The 20,467-nt window shown below is 62.1% G+C and carries 20 protein-coding genes; 12 read left to right on the forward strand and 8 right to left on the reverse strand.

The features are described from left to right. Positions 1 to 28: 28 nt before the first annotated feature. From LMJ30_RS21915 to LMJ30_RS03155, 3 genes are all read right to left on the reverse strand, one after another. Positions 29 to 1,174 (reverse strand): flagellin N-terminal helical domain-containing protein, encoded by a 1,146-nt coding sequence (locus LMJ30_RS21915; RefSeq protein ID WP_229430882.1) that lies wholly within the window; start codon positions 1,172 to 1,174, stop codon positions 29 to 31. A 173-nt stretch (positions 1,175 to 1,347) separates the two neighbouring features. After that, positions 1,348 to 2,523 carry a DegT/DnrJ/EryC1/StrS family aminotransferase gene (locus LMJ30_RS03150; RefSeq protein WP_229430883.1) on the reverse strand — a complete coding sequence of 392 codons (1,176 nt, stop codon included), beginning with the start codon at positions 2,521 to 2,523 and terminating at the stop codon, positions 1,348 to 1,350. After that, entirely contained in the window at positions 2,520 to 4,817 is a 2,298-nt protein-coding gene (locus LMJ30_RS03155) for a tetratricopeptide repeat protein (protein WP_229430884.1), read from the reverse strand. The genes LMJ30_RS03150 and LMJ30_RS03155 overlap by 4 nt, the downstream gene beginning before the upstream one ends. Positions 4,818 to 5,089: 272 nt before the next feature. On the opposite strand from LMJ30_RS03155, the gene LMJ30_RS03160 reads away from it, so the two are divergent. From LMJ30_RS03160 to LMJ30_RS03175, 4 genes are all read left to right on the forward strand, one after another. Then, positions 5,090 to 5,788, forward strand: coding sequence for a WbqC family protein (locus tag LMJ30_RS03160; RefSeq protein ID WP_229430885.1), 699 nt, complete (start codon positions 5,090 to 5,092; stop codon positions 5,786 to 5,788). 100 nt (positions 5,789 to 5,888) lie between these two features. Then, on the forward strand, positions 5,889 to 6,899 hold the full coding sequence (locus LMJ30_RS03165) for a class I SAM-dependent methyltransferase (RefSeq protein ID WP_229430886.1): 1,011 nt from the start codon (positions 5,889 to 5,891) through the stop codon (positions 6,897 to 6,899). A gap of 4 nt (positions 6,900 to 6,903) precedes the next feature. Then, a complete protein-coding gene (locus LMJ30_RS03170) occupies positions 6,904 to 7,839 on the forward strand; it encodes a glycoside hydrolase family protein (protein ID WP_229430887.1) in 936 nt (311 codons plus the stop codon). Positions 7,840 to 7,844: 5 nt separating this feature from the next. Continuing rightward, entirely contained in the window at positions 7,845 to 8,396 is a 552-nt protein-coding gene (locus LMJ30_RS03175) for a GNAT family N-acetyltransferase (RefSeq protein WP_229430888.1), read from the forward strand. A gap of 15 nt (positions 8,397 to 8,411) precedes the next feature. Here the strand turns inward: LMJ30_RS03175 and LMJ30_RS03180 are convergent, their stop codons facing one another. The 5 genes from LMJ30_RS03180 to LMJ30_RS03200 all read right to left on the reverse strand — a co-directional run bounded on the left by LMJ30_RS03180 (position 8,412) and on the right by LMJ30_RS03200 (position 12,449). Next, positions 8,412 to 8,852, reverse strand: a complete 441-nt coding sequence (locus tag LMJ30_RS03180) for a class I SAM-dependent methyltransferase (protein ID WP_267869536.1) — start codon at positions 8,850 to 8,852, stop codon at positions 8,412 to 8,414. 203 nt (positions 8,853 to 9,055) lie between these two features. Next, entirely contained in the window at positions 9,056 to 9,730 is a 675-nt protein-coding gene (locus LMJ30_RS03185) for a DapH/DapD/GlmU-related protein (RefSeq protein WP_229430889.1), read from the reverse strand. Beyond that, complete coding sequence (locus LMJ30_RS03190) at positions 9,727 to 11,286, reverse strand: amino acid adenylation domain-containing protein (RefSeq protein WP_229430890.1); 1,560 nt, start codon at positions 11,284 to 11,286, stop codon at positions 9,727 to 9,729. The genes LMJ30_RS03185 and LMJ30_RS03190 overlap by 4 nt, the downstream gene beginning before the upstream one ends. A gap of 15 nt (positions 11,287 to 11,301) precedes the next feature. Beyond that, entirely contained in the window at positions 11,302 to 12,054 is a 753-nt protein-coding gene (locus LMJ30_RS03195; protein WP_229430891.1) for an SDR family NAD(P)-dependent oxidoreductase, read from the reverse strand. Beyond that, positions 12,051 to 12,449 carry an acyl carrier protein gene (locus tag LMJ30_RS03200; protein ID WP_229430892.1) on the reverse strand — a complete coding sequence of 133 codons (399 nt, stop codon included), beginning with the start codon at positions 12,447 to 12,449 and terminating at the stop codon, positions 12,051 to 12,053. The genes LMJ30_RS03195 and LMJ30_RS03200 overlap by 4 nt, the downstream gene beginning before the upstream one ends. A 33-nt stretch (positions 12,450 to 12,482) precedes the next feature. Between LMJ30_RS03200 and dusA the strand changes: the two genes are divergently transcribed. The 8 genes from dusA (at position 12,483) to LMJ30_RS03240 (ending at position 20,463) form a co-directional block, all read left to right on the forward strand. Further along, on the forward strand, positions 12,483 to 13,514 hold the full coding sequence (gene dusA / locus LMJ30_RS03205) for a tRNA dihydrouridine(20/20a) synthase DusA (protein ID WP_267869518.1): 1,032 nt from the start codon (positions 12,483 to 12,485) through the stop codon (positions 13,512 to 13,514). A gap of 414 nt (positions 13,515 to 13,928) precedes the next feature. Continuing rightward, positions 13,929 to 15,692, forward strand: coding sequence for a methyl-accepting chemotaxis protein (locus tag LMJ30_RS03210; protein ID WP_229430894.1), 1,764 nt, complete (start codon positions 13,929 to 13,931; stop codon positions 15,690 to 15,692). A 49-nt stretch (positions 15,693 to 15,741) separates the two neighbouring features. Further along, positions 15,742 to 16,080, forward strand: a complete 339-nt coding sequence (locus LMJ30_RS03215) for an energy transducer TonB (RefSeq protein ID WP_229430895.1) — start codon at positions 15,742 to 15,744, stop codon at positions 16,078 to 16,080. Positions 16,081 to 16,113: 33 nt separating this feature from the next. Then, complete coding sequence (locus LMJ30_RS03220; protein WP_229430896.1) at positions 16,114 to 16,464, forward strand: energy transducer TonB; 351 nt, start codon at positions 16,114 to 16,116, stop codon at positions 16,462 to 16,464. A gap of 140 nt (positions 16,465 to 16,604) precedes the next feature. Continuing rightward, entirely contained in the window at positions 16,605 to 17,171 is a 567-nt protein-coding gene (locus LMJ30_RS03225) for a hypothetical protein (RefSeq protein WP_229430897.1), read from the forward strand. A 96-nt stretch (positions 17,172 to 17,267) separates the two neighbouring features. Beyond that, positions 17,268 to 18,485 (forward strand): MFS transporter, encoded by a 1,218-nt coding sequence (locus tag LMJ30_RS03230; RefSeq protein WP_229430898.1) that lies wholly within the window; start codon positions 17,268 to 17,270, stop codon positions 18,483 to 18,485. Further along, complete coding sequence (locus LMJ30_RS03235; RefSeq protein ID WP_229430899.1) at positions 18,482 to 19,102, forward strand: helix-turn-helix transcriptional regulator; 621 nt, start codon at positions 18,482 to 18,484, stop codon at positions 19,100 to 19,102. Before LMJ30_RS03230 ends, LMJ30_RS03235 begins: the two co-directional genes overlap by 4 nt. A gap of 59 nt (positions 19,103 to 19,161) precedes the next feature. Continuing rightward, positions 19,162 to 20,463, forward strand: a complete 1,302-nt coding sequence (locus LMJ30_RS03240; protein WP_229430900.1) for a sugar MFS transporter — start codon at positions 19,162 to 19,164, stop codon at positions 20,461 to 20,463. The last annotated feature ends 4 nt before the right edge of the window (positions 20,464 to 20,467 follow it).

Consider the following 20,467-nt stretch of genomic DNA (forward strand, 5'->3'; position numbering starts at 1 on the left):
GCCCTGGGGCGGGGGGAGTTTGCGGCGATTACTGCAGCAGGGACATCACCATCGACGACATGCTGTTGCTCTGCTTGAGCATCGCGGTGCCGGCTTGCAGCAGCATCTGGTTCGAGGTCATGGTCGAGCTTTCGGTCGCGAAGTCGACGTCCATGATGCGGCCAGCAGCAGCTTCGGTGTTGCTCGAAACGTTAGACAGGTTGGTGGCGACGTGTTCCAGGCGGTTTGCAGCAGCACCCAGTGCCGAGCGGACGCCGCCGATCGAGTCGATCGCTGCCGACAGCTTGTCGATGGTAGCCGAAGCCGAGCCAGCTGCGGTCAGTTCGGTACCCTTCAGGCCCATCGCTGCGCCGAACGAGTTGTAGTTGACGCTGGTGGCGCGCAGTTCGCTGTGCAGGGTGGTCAGGTTAGCCGACAGGTCCAGGCCCATCTTTTCCGAGGTCGATGCGCCGATCTGGAAGTCCATCGAAGCAGCGAACTTGCCGCTGGTGGTCGATGCCTGGGCAGCGGTGTTGTAAGCAGCCGATGCGGTCGCTTTAGCAGCAGCGGCGTCAGCGGCAGCCTGGTCGGTTTCCATCGTGATGCGGGCAGCTTCCATCGCGTCAGCGTTGGCCTGGCTAGGCGTCGAGGTGAAGGTGGCGGCAGCGGTGTTGTAGTCAGCGGTCGACGACACGGCGGTAGCGGCAGCGCTGGTCGATGCAGCAGCGTCAGCGGTGCTGGCGGTAGCGGCGACCGACTTGGCGGTTGCGTCGGCAGCCTTGGTCAGCAGCTTGGCGCCACCGAAGGAGGTGTTGCCGATGATGTTGCTCAGCTCGGAAGCCAGTGCGTCGTATTCCGACTGCATTGCGGTCTTGTCGGAGTCGGTCGACGATGCGTCAGCGGACTGGGTTGCCAGGTCCTTCATGCGGATCAGGATGTTGCTGGTCTCGCCGAGCGCGCCTTCGGCGGTCTGCATCATCGAGATAGCGTTCTGGGTGTTGCGCATGGCCATGGCCATACCACTGGTCTGTGCTTTCAGGCGGGTTGCGATCTGCAGGCCGGCAGCGTCGTCCATTGCCGAGTTGATGCGGAAACCGGTACTCAGGCGGGTCATCGAGGTCGACAGGCTGCTCTGGGTGCGGCTGATCGAGCTTTGGGCTGACAGGGCGGCGCTATTAGTATGAAGGCTCAGCATGTTGTTACTCCAGGTTAGGTGTTTGCAGTTCGGAGCATCGGATTTTCCTGCTCTCCCAAGCACAAAGCGACCATCTCGCCAGGTTCATTAAATGCCGTGTGGAAATTTTTTGAAAATAAGTGAAAAAAGATGAGAACGGCCTGGGAATGTTTGCAGGCCGCTATCAAAACAGCTCAGGCGGGGGCGTTGATGGCGGTGCGGATGATCTGGGCGACCGTGGCGATCATGTCCGCATCCATGGTCTGGCCGGTCGGCAGCACGATCACGCTGCGCGCCACCGCGTCGGTAGCCGGCAGCACCAGCCCGGCGTGCGGGAACAGGCTGCGGTAGGGCTCCAGGTTGTGGCAGCCGGGCCAGAAGTAGCGCCGCGCCATGACGTTCTCGGCACGCAGCGCGGCCACCAGGGCGTCGCGCCCGACGGCGCAGGCGTCGTCCACTTCCAGCACCACGTATTGATAGTTGTTGCGTTCGGTCTCGTCGTAGGCGAGCAGGCGCACCCCTTTGACGTCGCTCAGCGCCTCGCGGTAGGCCAGGTAGTTGCGCCGGTTGGCGGCGATCACCGCGTCCAGCGAGCGCAGGTTGACCAGGCCCATGGCTGCGGCAATCTCGATCATCTTGCCGTTGGTGCCGGGATGGATCACCTTGTCGAGGTCGACGAAGCCGAAGTTGCGCATCAGGCGCATCGCCTCGGCCAGAGTGTCGTCGTTGGTGACCACGGCGCCACCCTCGAAGGTATTGAAAAACTTGGTGGCGTGGAAGCTCAGCACTTCGCAGGCGCCAAAGCTGCCGATCATGCGGCCCTGGTAGGTGCACGAGAACGCATGGGCGGCGTCGAACATCAGTTTCAGGCCATGCTCGTCGGCGATGTCCTGCAGTTCGGCCACCGGGGCGCCACGGCCCCACAGGTGCACGCCGATGATGCCGCTGGTGCGCGGCGTGATCATGCGCCGCACCGCGGCCGGCGACAGGGCGTGTGTGGCCGGGTCGACGTCGGCGAACACCGGCGTGATCGACTGCCACTGCAGGGCATGGGCGGTGGCGACAAAGGTATACGAGGGAACGATGACTTCGCCCTCGAGCCCGAGCGCGCGGATCGCGATCTCCAGCGCAATGGTGCCGTTGCACATCGCGACGCAGTGCTTGACGCCCAGGTGCTGCGCCACTTCGGCTTCGAACTCCTGCACCAGCGGGCCGTTGTTGCTGAGCCAGCGGCGGTCGAAGATGTCGGCCGCGTATTGCATGAACGCTTCGCGGTCGCCCATGTTGGGACGGCCTACGTGCAGCATTTGCTCGAAGGCAGGGGTGGCGCCGTTGACCGCCAGGTCGGCGGCGGTGCGGATGTTTTTCATGCTTCAGGCTCCGGTTCGGACGTCATCAGGTCGGACAGCCGGACCCGGAAGGCTTCCGGCGGCAGGCCGGCGCACCAGCGCTCCCACATCAGGCGCAGGGCGCGTTCCAGGCCGGTCGCGGCGACGATCGGGTGGCCCACCACCGAGTTGGTGAAGCGCTCGCGCATGCTGGCGCGCAGGCTGGCCAGCTCGTCGAGGTTCTGGGACAGGAACACGCCCAGCCTGACGAAATGCTCGTCGTCGTCGGCGACGAAGGAGCTCAGGCCGAGGTGGGCCATGGAGCAGACGGCGGCGTGGCTCGGATTGGTCGGACCCGTGTTGGTCAAGGTTGGCACGCCCATCCACAGCGCGTGGCAGACCGTGGTGGTGCCTGAATATGGGAAGGCGGACAGGCAGATGTCGATGCGGTCGTGTGCGGCGAGGTATTCGCCGACGGTGCCGCGCGGTTGCACGATCAGGCGCGCGGGATCGATGCCCTCGTTGACGAACCAGCCGATCACCGCCTTGTCGGCGCCCGCATGCAGGCCGCCCAACACCAGTTTGGCGTCCGGTATGGCGTGCAGCAGTTTCGCCCATAAGGCAATCACCTCTGGGCTGAGTTTGTTGGCGCGGTTGAAGGTGCCGAAGGTCAGGTAGCCGTTACCGAGCGCAGGCAGCGGGCTGATGTCGGGGGCATTCGGCTCCGGCATGAAGGGCGCGCCGAGCGGGATGCGGGCGATTTTTTCAGTGAACTGGTCGTCGTAACGGCCTTCCGGAAGGTGGAAGCCATCGCTGATGTAATAGTCCATCGCTTCGAGGCCGGTGGTGCCCGCATAGCCCATCCAGCAGGCCTGGACCGGCGCTGGCTTGCGCGCGAACAGCGGCAGCCGGTTGCCGCCCGAGTGGCCGGACACGTCGATCAGTATGTCGATGCCGTCGGCCCGGATCAGGCGCTCGACGGCGTTGTCGTCGAGCGAATTGATGCGGCGCCAGTGGGGGAAGTACCCGCGCAGCCGTTGCGAGACGTGGTCGTCGATGGCGCCATTGCTGTAGGCATGCAGGGTCAGTTCCGTGCTGTGCGTGAGCAGTTCCACAATCGGTTCGAGGAAGGTGACCACCGCGTGGTTGTGCAGGTCGGCCGACACGAAGCCAACGTTCAGGCGCCGTCCGGGGTCCGGCACGTTCGGATGCGGGGTGCGCCGCGGCCGCTGCGGCACTTCGAACAGTTCGGCGAAACGCAGGTGTTCGGAGAACAGTTCGTCCGGATCGTTGGTGCAGTGGCTCAGTGCGAACAGCATGTTGCTGTATGCGGCAGGACAGGGGTCCAGTTGCAGCGCGCGGCGGTAGCTTTCCAGGGAAAGGTCGCGTTCGCCAGCTTCCATGTGGAGGAAGGCCATGCAGGTGTGGACCGAGGCATCGTCCGGACGCAGTGCGAGCGCGCGTTTCACGCTGTCCATGGCAGGGCCGAGCTGGCCCAGGGCGTGCTGCGACTGGCCCACGTCGAAGTGGAACAGGCCATTGTCGGGAGCGGTGTCGAGCACCGCCTGGCGCATCGCCAGCGCCTCATCGACCTTGCCCATGCGGGACAGGGTGGCCGAAATACTGCGCTGGGCATTCACGTCGCCCGGCCGGACGCGCAGTGCCTGCTGGTAGCTTGCCACGGCGGCGTCGTATTGCCCCATTCCATCGTAGGTGAGGCCGAGGTTGAAATGGGCATCGTAATGGTCGGGACGCAATTGCAGCACAGCGTTGTAAGCGGCGGCCGCGGCGTCGAAGTGGCCGAGGCGAAGCGCGGTACTGCCGAGATTGAGGCGAACGTCGATCTGGTCCGGGGCAAGCTCCATCGCGCGGCGGAAGCTGTCGCCCGCGCTGTCGAACTCGCCAAGCCCATGCAGGGCCGCGCCCAGGCCATTATGCGAATCGGCATCCTCCGGGCGCAGCGCCAGCGCGCGGCGGTAGCTGTCGGCGGCGTTCTGGTACTGGCCGAGCGCGCGCAAGGCCTCGCCCAGTCCATAGTGCAGTGTCGCATTGTCGGGTTGCAGCGCAATGGCCTTGCGGTAGCTGTCCGCTGCGCCCTCGTGCTGGCCCAGCGCCTTCAGCGCGGGCGCCAGGATCGCATGCAGCCAGACCAGGCCGGGATCGAGCTCGAGCGCGCGGCGCTGGCTGGCAACGGCCAGTTCCAGCTGGCCGGTACTCTGCAACGCCACGCCCAGGTCGGCGTGCGCTTTGGCACTGCCCGGATTTTTGCGCACCGCGAGGCGGCGCTGTTCCAGGACGGCGCCAGGCGCCGCAGGGCGCTTCGCCTGGCCGTTCACAACGCGCCCCCGGTCGATTGGCCCGGTTGCGACACTGCGGAAAATGGTATGGCGCTCATGGATTTCTGCTGGGGAATTTGCGTAAGGAATTGTACCGCGTCCCTATAGCGGACGCGGGATAAATTTCTTTGTAGAAATGCCAAGCTGTGTCATTCGTGAGCGTCGCCGCGCGTGGCAGTTACCTTGACGCAGCTCTTTCGACTGGATAGCATGACCAGCCGAGGAGGCGCCCCCGTGCCGCAATGCCACTACCTGAAGAAAGCACAGCGACGATGAAACTGGCCATCATGCAGCCGTATTTCGTCCCCTATATCGGCTACTTCCAATTGATGGCCGCGGTCGACCGCTTCGTGCTGTTCGACGATGTCAGTTTCATCAACCGTGGCTGGATCAACCGCAACCGCATCCTCGTCGGTGGGCGCGAACACCTGGTGACCATCCCCTTGCGGGGCGCGAGCCAGAACCAGCAGATCAACCAGATCGCCTTGAGCGACGATGCCGCGTGGCCCAGCAAGCTGCTCAAAACCATCGAGCAGTCCTACCGCAAAGCGCCGTTTTACGCGGAGACCATGCCGCTGGTGCAGGACATACTCAGCTGTCCGGAAACCATGCTGGCGCCCTACCTGCGCTTTTCCCTGACCGCCCTGAAAGACTGGCTGGAACTTCCCTGCCAGATCATCGGGAGCTCGGCGCAATATGAGAACAAGGAGTACAAGGGAGCCCGGCGCATCCTGGACATTTGCCGCCAGGAGCAGGCCAGCGTCTATGTCAATGCGCCCGGCGGCAAGGACTTGTACGCGCCCGCCGATTTCGCCGCGCTCGGCATGCAGCTGCGCTTCCTGAAGCCCCGGCTGGAGGAGTATGCCCAGGGCGGGGCGCCATTCATGCCGGGACTGTCGATCATCGATGCCTTGATGTACCAGGGCAGGGCCGCCGCGCGGCAAGCACTGTTTGCCGCCGAGCTGGAATGAGTCAACGTAGCGCGAGTGCTTTGGATCAACTATAGTATTGAGACAGTGCGCGGCCAAACCCGGCGCTCTCGCCGTGGATGAAAATTTATAGAGGAAAGACATGAAAGCTGGTGAGGAAAAAAATTATCGATGTCCAGAAACCGGTTCTGAGCTGACGCTGGAGATCGACTGCCAGGACCAGGACAATGTGCTCGCGGGCTGGCTCACCTCAGCCTGTGGCCGCAGCTACGCGATCAACAATGGCATTGCCGACCTGACCTTTCCCCCTGTATTGCATCCGACCGAACAGAAAAGCAGGGAGTTCTACAACCAGCGTGCCGAGATCTATGACAAGTTCCTGCACCTGACCTTTGAAACCTTCTGGGAAGATGAGACGGTCACCCGCAACAAGATGATCGACACGCTGGAGATCGAACCGCATCACCGCGTGCTGGAAGTCAGTTGCGGCTCGGGCCGCGATTCGGCCTTGCTGGCGCAGCGCCTGGACGCTACCGGCAAGCTGTACCTGCAGGATATTTCGCTGCCGATGCTGGAGAAATGCGTGGAGAGGATGGACGGCGTGAATGTGCCGATCGACTATTCCTTGTCCAACGGCAGCTACCTGCCTTTCCCCGATGGTTATTTCGATGCGGTCTACCACTTCGGCGGACTGGGCGAATTCGGCGACATCAAGCGTGCGCTGAAGGAGTTCGCGCGGGTGACCAAAATCGGCGGACGCGTGCTGGTCGGCGATGAAAGCATGCCGCCGTGGCTGCGCGGCACCCGCTTCGCACAGATACTGACCGCCACCAATCCGCAGTTCAATGCGCCGCTGCCGCTGCAGGAAATGCCGGTCGAGGCGCGCGAGGTGCGGCTGCGGTGGGTGATCGGCGGCGTGTTCTACCTGATCGATTTTGTCGTCGGCGATGGCGAGCCTACCGGTAACTTCAATTATGAAATTCCCGGCCCGCGTGGCGGCACCCACATGACGCGTGTCGACGGCCAGCTGGAAGGCGTGAAACCCGAAACCAAGACCCTCGCCTTGGAGGCGATGCAAAAGTCCGGCAAGAGCATGCACGCCTGGCTGGACGACGTGGTCAAGGCGGCAGCCCTGCGCGATCTCGGAAAATAGGCGCATGTGGATCAAGAAAGGCAAGATCTTCGAGGCGTCGGGCCAGCATGGCTGGATGCATAGCCACGCGCAGGTCCCCACCGTGTGGCAAAAAGATCCCGATACGCTGAGGATATTTTTCGCTACACGTCCCGAACCGGGCCTGAGCATGACCACCTTCATCGATGTGTCGGCCCACGATCCGCGCGAGGTATTGTACGTGCACGACCGGCCGATATTGGAACTTGGCAAAGCCGGCACCTTCGACGAACACGGCATCATGCCGAGCTGCGTTGTCGAAGTCGATAATCGCCTGTTCCTGTACTACAGCGGCTGGAGCCGCGGCACGACTGACGCGCCATACCGCAACTTCACCGGCCTGGCAGTCAGCGACGATGGCATGACATTTACGCGCGCCAGCGAGGAACCGATCCTCAAGGCGACCGCGGCCGAACCGTACTCCGCCACATCGCCCTTCATGCTGCGCGAGCAGGGCCAATGGCGCTCCTGGTATTGCTCCGGCACGTCGTGGCGGGAATTCCATGGAAAAATGGAGCATCAGTACGACTTGAAGACGGCGTCATCGAAGGACGGCATGACGTGGCATCAACCTGGAATCGCCGCCTTACGGTGCCGCGACGACAGCGAAGCCTTGACCCGGCCGACCGTCATCCGCGTCGATAACACCTATCACATGTGGTTTTGTTATCGGGGGAGCAGCGACTTCCGCAATGGCCAGGATAGCTATCGCATTGGTTACGCCCATTCCGATCACCTTGAGCATTGGACGCGCGCCGATGCGCAGGCGGGAATCGATGTATCCGACAGCGGATGGGATTCCCTGATGATCGCCTATCCGTATGTGATCCGCCAGGAGAAGAAGTTGCTCATGTTCTACAACGGCAACGGTTTTGGCGCCGAGGGCATGGGATATGCCGAATACCCACTTGAAACGAGGTAACAGCATTGTTCCCAGAAAATCTGACTATCGAAACGGAGCGCTTGCTGCTCACCCCGATCAGCATGAAGGACCTGGACGATATCTGGCCGCATGTGACCGATCCGCGCATCAGCCGGCTGATGTCATGGCAGCCGCACCAGGACAAATCGGTCACCAGGGCGCTGATCGACAACCTGGAGCAAAGCCGCCGCGACGAGCGGGGCATCACCTGGTCCATTTTCAGGGACGGCCGCTTCTGCGGGATCATCTCGCTCATCAGCATCATGCGCCATCACCGCGCGCTCACTTATCACAGCGCGGAGCTGGCGTATTGGCTCGGCGTGGAGTTCCAGGGACAGCGCATCATGTCGGAAGCCGGCCGGCACGTGATCGCTTTCGCGTTCAAGGAGCTTGGCATCCACCGGCTGGTGGTGGAGCACTTCACATCGAACCCGCAATCGGAACGCGTGATCAAGCAATGGGGATTCCGCTTGATCGGCGAGAAACGCCATGCCTTCATGAAGGAGGGCGTCTGGCACAACGCCAAGTGCTACGACCTGCTGGAAACCGACCTGTAGCCCCGCGTTTGGGTCTTAGCCCTGCATTGGTTTCACGATATAGCCGGTAGGCTGCTGCGTGAATGGGAAGGTACGGATAGGCAGGCCAGGCAGCAATTCGCGCACAGCCTGGGTCTCTCCGGGCGCTGTTTCATGGTTGATATTGTCAAGCAGCAGAATGCCGCCAGGCGTCAGCCGCGGCCAGAAATGCTCGATGCAATGATGCACTACCTTGTAGAGTCCGCAATCGAGGAATACCAGCTTGAATTGCAGGTGCGCATAGTCGTCGAAGAAGGCGGGAAGGTCCTTGGATAAGTCCAGTTCATGCAGCAAGGCGATGTTATCGAGCTGCTGCGCCTTGATCAGCGCCTCAAGGCGTTCCTTGCTCTCAAAGTAGGAATTGTCGTCGACAAGATGCTTCTCGTTGTCGTCCGGATGGTTTCCCTTGAACCAGTCGAATCCATGGACCTGTGTCAGCGACTCCGGCTCGGAAACGGCCTAGGCTCACATGACCGGTAAATGCCGGGAAGTGATGGGTTCACTCCCTGCCAGAAGGGTTCGCGACGCTGCTCGAGCATGCGTGTTTCGAAGCCGATCCGGCGGTAGCCGCGCTCCGGCGCGTGCGATACCTGCCCGCCACTCGCATCGGGTTTCTTGGCTTGGGTCATATTCGACTCCCTCTATAGATTTGAAAATCGCGACATCCGGAGGAACTGCCGGCTGTCCAGGCGAAGCTGCGGAGTATTGCCTTCGACGAACACTGCGCCGCGTTCCGCGGATTTCGTCACCAGGGCATTGGCTCCCACAAAGCATTCCTCGCCCATCGTCACACCATGCCCGACCGTGCTGTTGACTGCGAAAAAGCAGTTCGCTCCCACCGTCACCGCGCCGGAAATATTCGTACAAGAGGTAAGCCAGCAGTTGTCGCCGATCGCGCTGTGGTGGCCAACCATCGCACCGCTCCAGACAAATACGTTGTTGCCCAGAGCTACGCGCGGGTGGACCAGCGCCTGGTTCATCACAAAGCAGTTGTCGCCATGGACAAGATCGCTCGGCGTGCCTGGATCAATATAGGAAGCCAAGGTATAGCCCAAGGCGCGCGCTTCGGCACATTTCTTTTTGCGCAGGTCATTCATGTCTTGGTAACCGACCGCGATGAACATGTCGTACTGTTCCGGCGGATACTGCGCGGCGATCGCGTCGAACGGGACCACGGGCAGGCCTTGCCATTCTTTGCCTGGCGCATACGGGGCGTCGACCGTGCATGCCACCACCTTGCGCTCGCTTTGGTGCTGGAAAAAATATAACAGCACGTCGGCGATTTTTCCGGCGCCGAACAAGATCAAAGGTTTCATTGCGACGCTCTTTCCTGGATAGCTGATTGAAGGGAAACACGATCGATCTTGCCGTTCGCGTTTTTTGGCAGCTGCGCCATCACATTGACTTTGCGCGGCACCATATAAGCCGGCAACAGCGCGGCAAGTTGCGACAGCAGGGATTCGGCCGTGACGCCAGCATCGTCGGCCGCGGCAAAGGCGACGATCTCGCCGAGGCCTTCGGCCAGCTTGCGATAAACAACCGCGCATTCCTTCACGTTTGGCAATGTGTTCAGGGCCGCCTCGATTTCTTCGAGTTCGATGCGATAGCCCATGTGCTTGATCTGGAAATCCTGACGTCCTTTAAAGTGCAGCTTGCCGTTCTCGTCACGCTCAACCAGGTCGCCAGTCCGGTAGCCCACTTCCGGATAGCGCGCATTGGCGGGATTCTGGATAAAAGACCTGGAAGTACGCTCGGGGTCGTTGTAATAGCCCAGGCCGACGTGCGGCCCTGCCAGGAACAATTCGCCAAACTGGGGAGCGGCCGCATCCAGCGGCAGGATATGTGCGGAAAAATTCTGTGCAATGGAACCGAGCGTAGCCAGCCTGGTCATGTCGTCGAAGTCGACCGCCTCGACACGATGCGCGCTGCAAATACAAGTGCATTCCGTCGGACCGTAGACATTCTCCAGCGCCGTGCGCGCGCCGAACAGATCGAAAAGCTGCTTGAGCCGGGTCTTGGGGAAACCCTCGCCGCCGAAGACGATGGCGCGCATTGCAGGAAAATCTTTAGCCGCCAGGGCACGCGTGGTCAGCAGGTAGACCAGCAGGGAAGGCACGGAAAACCAGATGCTGCAACGCGCCTGGTTCACGAGCTTGACGAGGGTGCGCGGTTCCCTGACCTGTTCCGCCGTGAGCGGCACCAGTGTGGCGCCGGCAAACAGGGCGGTATAAAAATCGAACACCGAATTATCGAAGTACATCGGGTTGGCGTTCGTCATCACATCGTCCTGCGTGACAGCAAAACGGTCATGCGCCCAGCCGATAAACCACAGCAGGTTGGCGTGCGAAATCGCAGCGCCTTTGGGCATGCCGGTCGAACCCGAAGTGAACATGATGTACGCGGGGTGCTGGCCCCCGACGCTGGCTGCGTCGGGCAATGCTTCGGAGTCCGCGAGCGGACGGCGCGACCATGCCTGCAAGTCGAGGACGGGCAGCGTGCCGGCCTGTTCCAGCGCATCTTGGTAAGGCAGCGTGGAAAAGCTATTGACGATCAGGCGCGGCTGGCAGGTATGCAGGATTTTTTCCAGTCTTGCCCATGGACTGTCCGGGTCGAGATTGGTATAGATCACGCCCAGGCGCAGGCACGCCAGCATCGCCGCATATGCTGGGGGCGATTTGTCGTGGAACATCGCAACGACATCGCCTGGCTGCACGCCCTGGCGAACCAGCTCGCCGGCAATCGCAGTCGCAAGGGCGGCAAGTTTGCCGTAGGAGACTGTTTCCTCGGTCGCGGGATACAGCAGGGCGGTGCGGTCATGGTGGCGGCGAACCACCTCCTCGAATGCCAGCCCAATATTGGAAACGAAAGCCATGACCAGCGTCCCTCGTCAGAGTGTTAATCCGCCGTCCAGCTCAAGCACGGTACCGGTGAGATAGTCGTTCTCGACGATCTGGCGGGCAGCGAGGTAGATCGCATCCGGATTGCCGAGTTTGCGCAAGGGGATCTGCTGCTGCAGGCGCGCAATGATGGTTTCGCTTAAAGCGGCCCGCGTGGATGGCGTATCGAAGAAGCCGGGGGCAATTGCAACGAAACGCAAGCCCAGCGCGCCCAGTTCCTTGGCCCAGGTACAGGTCAGGGCATTCACCCCGGCCTTGGCGGCCGAGTAGGCGGACTGGCCTGGATTGCCGGCGGCGGCAATCGAACTGATCGAAATAACGACGCCCTTGCAGCGCCGGGCGATCATGCCATCGACGACACGGCTGGTGACAAAAAACACGGAATCGAGGTCTGCAGCCATCACATCGCGCCAGGCGCGGCGCGAGTGGACCCGGTCTCCCCGTGCGGTGAAATTGACCAGTGGTTCGCTGTGGATCACGCCAGCGTTATTGACCAGCACGTCCGGCTCGAATCCGTCTTGTTTGGCGCTGGCAACCGCAGCATCGACCGCATCCGGGTCGGCGACGTCGCAGGGCCAGGCCAGCACACGTCCATCGAAAGCGGTGCGCAGCTCGGCGCACAAATTTTCGTCTCTTTCAAATACGCCCACCAGGGCCCCATCGGACAAGAAACCTTCGACCAGCCTGCGGCCTATGCCCCGGCCGCCGCCGGTGACCAGCACCCTGGCGCCGGCCAGGTTCACAGCTTGCCGCCACTGGCCAGCACGGCCTTGCGCACATCGCCCAGCGTACGCATATCGGCAATCTGGTCGCCATCAAACTGCACCTGAAAATCATCTTCCACACGCGTAATCAGCAACATATGCTGGAGCGAGTCCCAGGTAGGTATCTCCTTGAACTGGGTCTGGTCCTGCAAGGTCGATTCAGGGACTTGAAAAATTTCAGAAAAAATAGCAGTGAGCTTCATGAGAATAAGTACTGAATCAGCAGTTGGCAAGAGTGAAAGGTGGACCCGCAGGACGAGGATTGCTTTCGAGAATTGTAGCCGCTGGCGGCGCGGAAGAGGGTTTTTTCGCTTATTTTTTCGGGTCCGCTCCAGGGACTGGATCGCACGCAAGCCGTGGCGCTGCGCTATCATGGCGGGTTACGGATCAACACTGCACACACCACGATGCATCAGAATTGCTACACGCCCGACGGGAAAAGCGGTACTTCAGGCGCCTACAAATCCAGGAAACTCTCGGTCGCCCCGATGATGGACTGGACTGACCGCCACTGCCGCAAGTTCCACCGCGAAATCACCCGTCATACATGGTTGTACACAGAAATGGTGACGACCGGCGCACTGGTGTATGGCGACGTCGAGCGCCACCTGCGCTTTAATGAGGAAGAGCACCCGGTGGCGCTGCAGCTGGGCGGCAGCGACCCCGTTGATCTTGCCAAAAGTGCAAAGCTTGGGCAGGCGTGGGGTTACGATGAAGTCAACCTCAACTGCGGTTGCCCGTCCGAACGGGTGCAGAAGGGCGCATTTGGCGCCTGCCTGATGGCTGAACCGCAGCTGGTGGCCGATTGCGTCAAGGCGATGCGCGACGCCGTGTCGATCGATGTGACCGTCAAGCACCGCATTGGCATCGACCGCAATGAAGAGTATGGTTTCGTGCGCGATTTCGTCGGCACGATTGCCGACGCCGGCTGCCAGACTTTCATCGTGCATGCCCGCAATGCCGTGCTGAAGGGCTTGTCGCCCAAGGAAAACCGCGAGATTCCGCCGCTGCGCTATGAAGTTGCCTACCAACTCAAGCGCGAGTTCCCTGGCCTGGAGATCATTATCAACGGCGGCATCAAGACCTCGGACGAAGTGGCCGCTCACCTCGAACACGTCGACGGCGTCATGCTGGGCCGCGAGGCTTACCATAATCCTTACATCATGGCCGAGTACGACTCGCGCTTCTATGGCGACGACACGCCGGTGAAGACACGCCAGCAAGTGCTTGAGGCGATGATTCCCTATATAGAAGCGCAAATCGCCCAGCACGGCGCGCGCGGCCTCAAGCTGAACACCATTACCCGCCACATGCTGGGCATCATGGCCGGGCTGCCGGGGGCGCGCAGTTTCCGCCAGGTGATGTCCGATCCGGCGCGCCTGGCCGCCGGCGACCCGCGCCTGCTGCTCGACGCCTGCGCCCGCCTGCAGGCAGGCTGACGCGCAAACGCAACACCGGGGCCACCCGCCCCGGCGCGCGCGCCACCTCCGCTGGCGCCGTTTTTTCCTCTTTTTCCCTCTGGGCGATAGTTCTTTGCGCAAGCGTGTTGCGATTTTAGCAATACTCGTAACTCTTGTACCCTCAGCTTTATTGCTTGCCTCACAGCAAGATAAAAACCTATAATCACTCCGTTGTTTCCTTCGGGCAACCGGAATCACCAGGCCCGACAAGTGTTGTTCTCACGAAACAAACAATGCCTGCGCCGTTATTTTTGCATTCGCAGTCATTTTTTTGATTTATCCTGACGGAAACACGCGGAGGTTCCTTGTGTTGCCACAAAGCATCAAAAATGCGTCCGGCAAGGCACTGATCCGAGCGATTTCGATCACTACGTTTCATAGAAAAGACACGAAATGAATTTATCCAGCATGAAGGTCGGCACCCGCCTGGCGCTCGGTTTCGCCCTCGTATTGTTCTTCCTGGTTGCAGTGACGATCGTGGGCATTTTCCGCATGTCGGAAATCCAGGACCGCCTTGACCGCGTCGTCAGCGTCAACAACGTGGTCAGCCGTCTCGTGATCGACATGCGTAACAACGTGGGCGACCGCATCTCGTCGCTGAAAGTGCTGACCCTGATGACCGATCCGGCCGACATGGAACCGGAGATGAACCAGATCAAGGCGCGTGCTGACAAGTATGCTGAAGCGCAGAAGAAACTGAGCGACGTGTTCGCCCGCGAAGGTTCGGCGGAAGAAAAAGCCCTGCTGGTACAGATCAAGGAAAACGAGGCGCTGGCCCAGGCTGCCATCGCCAAGGCATCGGCGCTGTGGCTGGGCAACGACGCCGAGTCGGCAACCCGCGTCTTGATCAAGGAAATCCGTCCACCGCAGAAAAAGTGGATGGAAGCGCTGGACAAGCTGGCATCGCTGGAAGAAAAGATGAGCGCCCAGGCGCAGGCAGAAGCTGAAAGCGGCTTCAACGCAGCACGCAACATGATGATCATCCTGGGCCTGGTGGCCGGCGCCCTCGGCGTGATGGCGGCATGGGTCATCACCCGCGGCCTGCTCAAGCAGCTGGGCGGCGAGCCGGATTACACCGCCAAGATCGCCAGCAGCATCGCCGCAGGCGACCTGTCGATCCGCATCGACACCGAGCAGGCAGCCCAGGGCAGCCTGCTGATGGAAGTGCGCGAAATGCGCAACAGCCTGAAAGGCATCGTCGGCCAGGTCCGCGGCGGCACCGAGACCATCGGCACCGCATCGCGTGAAATCGCCGCGGGCAACATCGACCTGTCGTCGCGTACTGAAATGCAAGCCAGCGCGCTGGAAAAGACCGCGTCGGCGATGGAAGAACTGACCTCGACCGTGAAGCAGAACGCCGACAATGCCCGTGAAGCGAATGCACTGGCGGCAACGGCATCGGACGTGGCCCGCAAAGGCGGCGACGTGGTGGCCCAGGTGGTCGACACCATGGGTTCGATCAACACCTCGGCCAACAAGATTGTCGACATCATCGGCGTTATCGATGGCATCGCTTTCCAGACCAACATCCTGGCGCTGAACGCGGCAGTGGAAGCAGCACGTGCCGGTGAACAGGGCCGCGGCTTCGCGGTGGTGGCGTCGGAAGTGCGTAACCTAGCCCAGCGTTCGGCAGCGGCAGCGAAGGAAATCAAGACCCTGATCGGCGACTCGGTAGAGAAGGTCGAGCGCGGCAGCAAGCTGGTCGGCCAGGCCGGCGTGACGATGGATGAAGTCGTTGCCAGCGTCAAGCGTGTGACCGACATCATGAGCGAGATCGCCAATGCAAGCCAGGAACAGTCGGCCGGCATCGAGCAGGTCAACCTGTCGATCATCGAGATGGACAGCATGACCCAGCAGAACGCGGCGCTGGTGGAAGAAGCGGCTGCGGCAGCGCAGAGCCTGCAGGACCAGGCCGGCGAACTGGCCCGCGTGGTCAGCATCTTCAAGCTGGTCGAAGGCGAAGAGATCCACGTGGCGGAAGCTGCGCCACAGGCAGCGGCAGCACCGGTTGCCAAGCCAGTTGTTGCCAAGGCCAAGCCAGCGCTGAAGCGCCCGGCGGCCCGTGCAGCAGCCCCGGCAGCACCGGCAGCACCGGCAGCGGCGCCAAAGAAGATTGCAGCAACCACCGCCGGCAACGACGAGTGGGAAGAGTTTTAAGCGGTCGTAGTCAGACGATATTTTATTTAACGATGTGGGATTAAGAAAAATGAACAAGCGTATGAGCACCATCGCCGCCCTGATGTTCGCGGCAGTTAGCAGCACCAGTTTTGCAGCCGAAGTTCCAGCCAGCTTCGATGCAAAAAACTGCAAGGCAGAGTACCCAAAGACTTCCCTGATGAACGAAGAGCAGGGCGCCGTCACCATGGCATTCCTGGTATCGGCTGACGGCAAGGTTGTCGAGTCGAAGGTTGAAAAGAGCAGTGGCTTCAAGAACCTGGACAAGGCTGCGATCAAGGCGATCTCGGCATGCAAGTTCAAGCCGGGCACCAAGGATGGCGCAGTGGCGCAGACCTGGACCAAGGTTGACTACGTCTGGTCGCTCTGATCTCTAGCTGATTAAATTTTTGGGAGAAATGGTATGTCTACGAATAAGCGCTATCTCCGTTTCATCGCTGCCCTGGCCCTGTCGGGTGCAAGCTGTGCCGTTGTCGCTGCCGAAGTTCCGGCCAGCTTCGATCCCAAAAATTGCAAGGCGGAGTATCCGAAAGCCTCGCTGATGAACGAAGAGCAGGGCACCGTTTCGATGGCGTTCCTGGTCAGCGCGGACGGCAGCGTGGTCGATTCCAAGCTGGAAAAGACCAGCGGCTTCAAGAACCTGGACAAGGCCGCGATGAAGTCGCTGTCGGCCTGCAAGTTCAAGCCGGGTACCAAGGACGGCGCGCCGGCGCAGACCTGGACCAAGGTCGACTACGCCTGGAAGCTCGACTAAGATACTCCCAACCAGCCGGCCCGCGAGGCCGGCTGGCGTTTTACCCTTCGTTTTTGGCACCCTCCCGCGCGCTGCCTGCCGTGCGATCGCTGTTACCCTCCCTGTGTTGTTAAATTTCCCAGCTTTACAGGAAGGACATCATGCGCCCAACAATTTCCATCACCGCCGCAGCGCTGCTGGCAGTGGCCGGCTGCACGGTCATGCCGGGCCCGCACGACCCCGCGCGCACCCATCACACGGTCTCACTGGTCAACAGCCTGTCATGGACCCATGCCGTCAGCGACAAACCCGATGCCCTGCGCACCGCGTGGCCACTTGCCGGCCTCGCCCGGCATACCGAACAGTTTCCGCTGGCTCAGGTCAAGCAATGCGACGCCGCGGGCGTGTGCAGCTGGGGCGTACTGAAAGCACGGCGCACCCTGTCGGCGCCGCGTTACGTGGCTGGGGGCGTGGCGGTGGACGTGGAGCTTGCCGTCGACGTCGACCGCAGCCATGACGCGCTGCAGGGCGGCGAGAACGTGGCGATGGCGATTCCCGCCGATGTGCCGGCCCTGAGCGCCAAACGCACCGTGCGCAAGTCGCTGGTACTGCAGTATGGGAAAGTCGAGCGGATCGGCCTTGACTTCGGTATCGGCTACGACCTGTGCGCGCAACGGCTGGATAAAGCCGGCAATGCTGTCGACGCCTGCGATATTCCATTCCAGTAGGCATCAACCCGACGCGGGACAGGATAAATAAACAATTTTGTTTACTTATTGTCCAGCTCGCGCGCATAATGGCTTGTCTCCAACTCTGGGCAAGCCATGCAACACGCTCTCCTGATCGCCGCCGCTTGCCTGATGGCCTTGTTGTCCACGGTGGGCGCGGCGCTGCCGTACCCGATCCTGCCGCCGCTGTTCGCATCGAGCGCGGCCAACGGCCTGAATACCTTCATGGATATGCCACCCAAGCTGCTGCTGGGCGTGGCGCTTGCCATCAACCCGCTCGGGCTGCTGATCGGCTCGGCCGTGCTGGGACCGTTGTCGGACCGCTTCGGCCGGCGCCGCATGATGCTGCTGGCCTCGTTCGGCGCTGCGGCCGGCCATGCGCTGTCGGCGCTGGCGCTGGTCATCGAATCCTACCCGCTGTTTTTGTTCGCCCGCTTTGCCACCGGCCTGCTGGAAGGACGCAGCGCGGTGGCGCGCGCACTGCTGGCGGACCGGCTGACTGGGCCACTGCGCCTGCGCGCCATGTCGTGGCTGAACGGCGCGTTTTACCTGGGCTGGCTGGCCGGGCCGCTGATGGCCGCCGCCACCATTGGCTTCGGCGTGACGGTGCCGTTCTGGATTGCGGCCGGCGCGCTGCTGCTGTCGGCCGCGCTGGTGGCCGCCGCGTTGCCGCGCGAAACGGCGTCCACCGCCGCGACCTCCTGGTGGCATGTCGCGCGCAACGAGCACTCGCTCAACTTGCTGCGCCACGACGAACTGCGCCGGCTGTTCATCGTCCACCTTGCGCTGACCTGCGGCGTGACCGCGTTCTACGAATTCTATCCCTTGTGGCTGGTCGAAGTTGCCGCCTATGACGCGCAGGGCATCGCGCTGGTCACCGCGGTCATGTGCGCCGTGATGACCTCGGTGTCGCTGTTCGCCGGGCGGCCCAGCACCGTGGCGCCGCTGCGGCTGGCCTCGGTGAACGCGCTGGGCGTGGCCATTGCTGTCGGCACAGTTGCTGCGGGCGATGCCCGGGTTGGCATGGCGGCCATCGTGCTGTTCGGTTTGCCGATGTCGTATTACAACGCGGTCGTGCCCGGCTGGTGCGCCGAGCGCTATGGCGGCTACGGGCAGGGTGCGGTGATGGGCTTGTTGTCCACCACGTTCTGCCTGGCCAATATCCTGATGGCGATTGCGGGCTCCCTGCTGGCGCTGATCGACACCCGCCTGGTGCTCGCGCTGGGCGCCGTGCTGGCGGCGTGGGCGAGCTGGCGGCTGCAAGGCTGGCACGACGAACTTGCCGCGGATGGCATCAAGGAGGGTGGACAATGAATACTGCTGAACAAACGCTGTTCCTGCTGAAGACGCGCGGGCCGCAGACGGCCCAGCAACTGGCGGTCCTGCTTGGACTGACGTCGATGGGCGCGCGGCGCCAGCTGGAAACCGCGGCGGAGAAGGGGCTGGCTGTCCACGAAGACATCGCCGACAAGGCAGGCCGGCCGTCGCGCCGCTGGATGCTGACGGCAAGCGGGCACGCGCGCTTTCCTGACCGTCACGCCGACCTGACCCTGAACCTGATCGAGCAGGCCCGCGCCGTGTTCGGCGAGGAGGGCCTGGAACGGCTGATCGGTGCGCGCGAGCAAGCCATCGAAGCGCATTACCGCATGCTGGTCGACGATGCGCCCGACCTGGCCGGCCGGGTGGCGGCCCTGGCCGGTGCGCGCGATGCCGAAGGCTACATGGCCGACAGCGAAGTGCGCGCCGACGGCAGCGTGCTGCTGGTCGAAAACCATTGCCCGATCTGCGCGGCCGCGAGCGCATGCCAGAACTTCTGCCGCTCGGAGCTGGAAATATTCCAGCGTGTGCTGGGCGAGGACTGCCAGGTCGAGCGCGCCGAGCACTTGCTGTCCGGTGCGCGGCGCTGCGTCTACGTCATCAAGCCCGTGTAAGGCTGTTATATTGTCGGCCAGACGTTTTTTGCTACCACCGACAAAAGGACTGACTTACCGTGGCGACTTTTTCCCAACCTTCACAAGCGACAAGCGCCACCAATGGCGCCAGTGGCAATACCGGCGCGCTGGTCATCATCACCATCCTGTTCTTCATGTGGGGCTTGCTGACCGCATTGAATGACGTGCTGATTCCCCACCTGAAGTCGGTCTACACGCTGACCTACGTGCAGGCAATGCTGGTGCAGTTCTGTTTCTTTGGCGCTTACTTTGTGGTGTCCCTGCCGGCCGGCGCGCTGATCAGGCGGATTGGCTACCAGGCCGGCGCGGTAGCCGGGCTGGTGATCGCGGCGCTTGGCTGCGCGCTGTTCTATCCGGCGTCCACCTCCGGCTACGCGGTTTTCCTGATGGCGTTCTTCATTCTCGCGTCGGGCATCACGATCTTGCAGGTGGCGGCCAATCCCTTCGTTACCGCGCTGGGCGATCCTGCGACCGCGTCGAGCCGGCTGACGCTGACGCAGGCGTTTAACTCGCTTGGCACAACGGTCGCGCCTGCGCTGGGCGGCATGCTGATCCTGTCGGGCGCGGTGCTGACCGCATCCGAATTCGCCCTGCTGCCGGCCGCCGAGCAGCTGGCCTACCGCGCCAGGGAAGCTGCGGCAGTGCAGGGCCCGTACCTGGTGCTGGCCGCGTCGCTGCTGTGCCTGGCCTTGTTCTTCGCATTTGCCAAGCTGCCACGCATCGGTGCCGAGGGTACGGCTGCCGTCGAGACCGGCGGCATGCGCGAACTGCTGCGCCACCGCCATCTCGTGCTCGGCGCCATCGGCATCTTTGTGTACGTGGGTGGCGAAGTCAGCATCGGCAGCTTCCTGATCAACTACCTTGAACAGGGCAGCGTCGCGGGCATGAGCGCGGCGGAAGCGGCGCCGTACGTCAGTTATTACTGGGGCGGCGCGATGGTTGGCCGGTTCATCGGCTTTGCCGTGATGCGCTACGTTAGCCCGGGCAAGGCGCTGGCGTTCAATGCCGCCTGTTCGATTGCGCTGATCCTGGTGGCTGTGTTTGGCGAAGGCCAGCTGGCGATGTGGGCGATCCTGGCGGTCGGGCTGTGCAACTCGATCATGTTCCCGACGATTTTCAGCATGGCGCTGCACAAGCTGGGACCGGCGACCGGGCAAGGCTCGGGCCTGTTGTGCATGGCGATCGTGGGCGGCGCGATCCTGCCGTTTGTACAGGGAATGGTTGCCGACCTGGCGGGCCTGCACCTGTCCTTCCTGGTGCCGGCCGCATGCTATGTGTACATCCTGTTTTTCGGGATGAAGTACGCGGGTTTGTACCGCGAAGGCTCGGCGCCAGCCTGATGTG

Origin of the sequence: Massilia agrisoli (genome assembly GCF_020831365.1) — a bacterium.
GTDB classification, from domain to species: Bacteria; Pseudomonadota; Gammaproteobacteria; order Burkholderiales; family Burkholderiaceae_D; genus Telluria_A; species Telluria_A agrisoli.

Bases quoted from the DNA above. Each gene is read 5' to 3' on its own strand.
- LMJ30_RS03225 (WP_229430897.1), top strand. From the start codon at position 16,605: ATGCGCCCAACAATTTCCATCACCGCCGCAGCGCTGCTGGCAGTGGCC.
- dusA (WP_267869518.1), top strand. From the start codon at position 12,483: ATGCATCAGAATTGCTACACGCCCGACGGGAAAAGCGGTACTTCAGGC.
- LMJ30_RS03230 (WP_229430898.1), top strand. From the start codon at position 17,268: ATGCAACACGCTCTCCTGATCGCCGCCGCTTGCCTGATGGCCTTGTTG.
- LMJ30_RS03165 (WP_229430886.1), top strand. From the start codon at position 5,889: ATGAAAGCTGGTGAGGAAAAAAATTATCGATGTCCAGAAACCGGTTCT.
- LMJ30_RS21915 (WP_229430882.1), bottom strand. From the start codon at position 1,174: ATGCTGAGCCTTCATACTAATAGCGCCGCCCTGTCAGCCCAAAGCTCG.
- LMJ30_RS03185 (WP_229430889.1), bottom strand. From the start codon at position 9,730: ATGAAACCTTTGATCTTGTTCGGCGCCGGAAAAATCGCCGACGTGCTG.
- LMJ30_RS03170 (WP_229430887.1), top strand. From the start codon at position 6,904: ATGTGGATCAAGAAAGGCAAGATCTTCGAGGCGTCGGGCCAGCATGGC.
- LMJ30_RS03190 (WP_229430890.1), bottom strand. From the start codon at position 11,286: ATGGCTTTCGTTTCCAATATTGGGCTGGCATTCGAGGAGGTGGTTCGC.
- LMJ30_RS03160 (WP_229430885.1), top strand. From the start codon at position 5,090: ATGAAACTGGCCATCATGCAGCCGTATTTCGTCCCCTATATCGGCTAC.
- LMJ30_RS03220 (WP_229430896.1), top strand. From the start codon at position 16,114: ATGTCTACGAATAAGCGCTATCTCCGTTTCATCGCTGCCCTGGCCCTG.
- LMJ30_RS03235 (WP_229430899.1), top strand. From the start codon at position 18,482: ATGAATACTGCTGAACAAACGCTGTTCCTGCTGAAGACGCGCGGGCCG.
- LMJ30_RS03150 (WP_229430883.1), bottom strand. From the start codon at position 2,523: ATGAAAAACATCCGCACCGCCGCCGACCTGGCGGTCAACGGCGCCACC.
- LMJ30_RS03215 (WP_229430895.1), top strand. From the start codon at position 15,742: ATGAACAAGCGTATGAGCACCATCGCCGCCCTGATGTTCGCGGCAGTT.
- LMJ30_RS03200 (WP_229430892.1), bottom strand. From the start codon at position 12,449: ATGATAGCGCAGCGCCACGGCTTGCGTGCGATCCAGTCCCTGGAGCGG.
- LMJ30_RS03210 (WP_229430894.1), top strand. From the start codon at position 13,929: ATGAATTTATCCAGCATGAAGGTCGGCACCCGCCTGGCGCTCGGTTTC.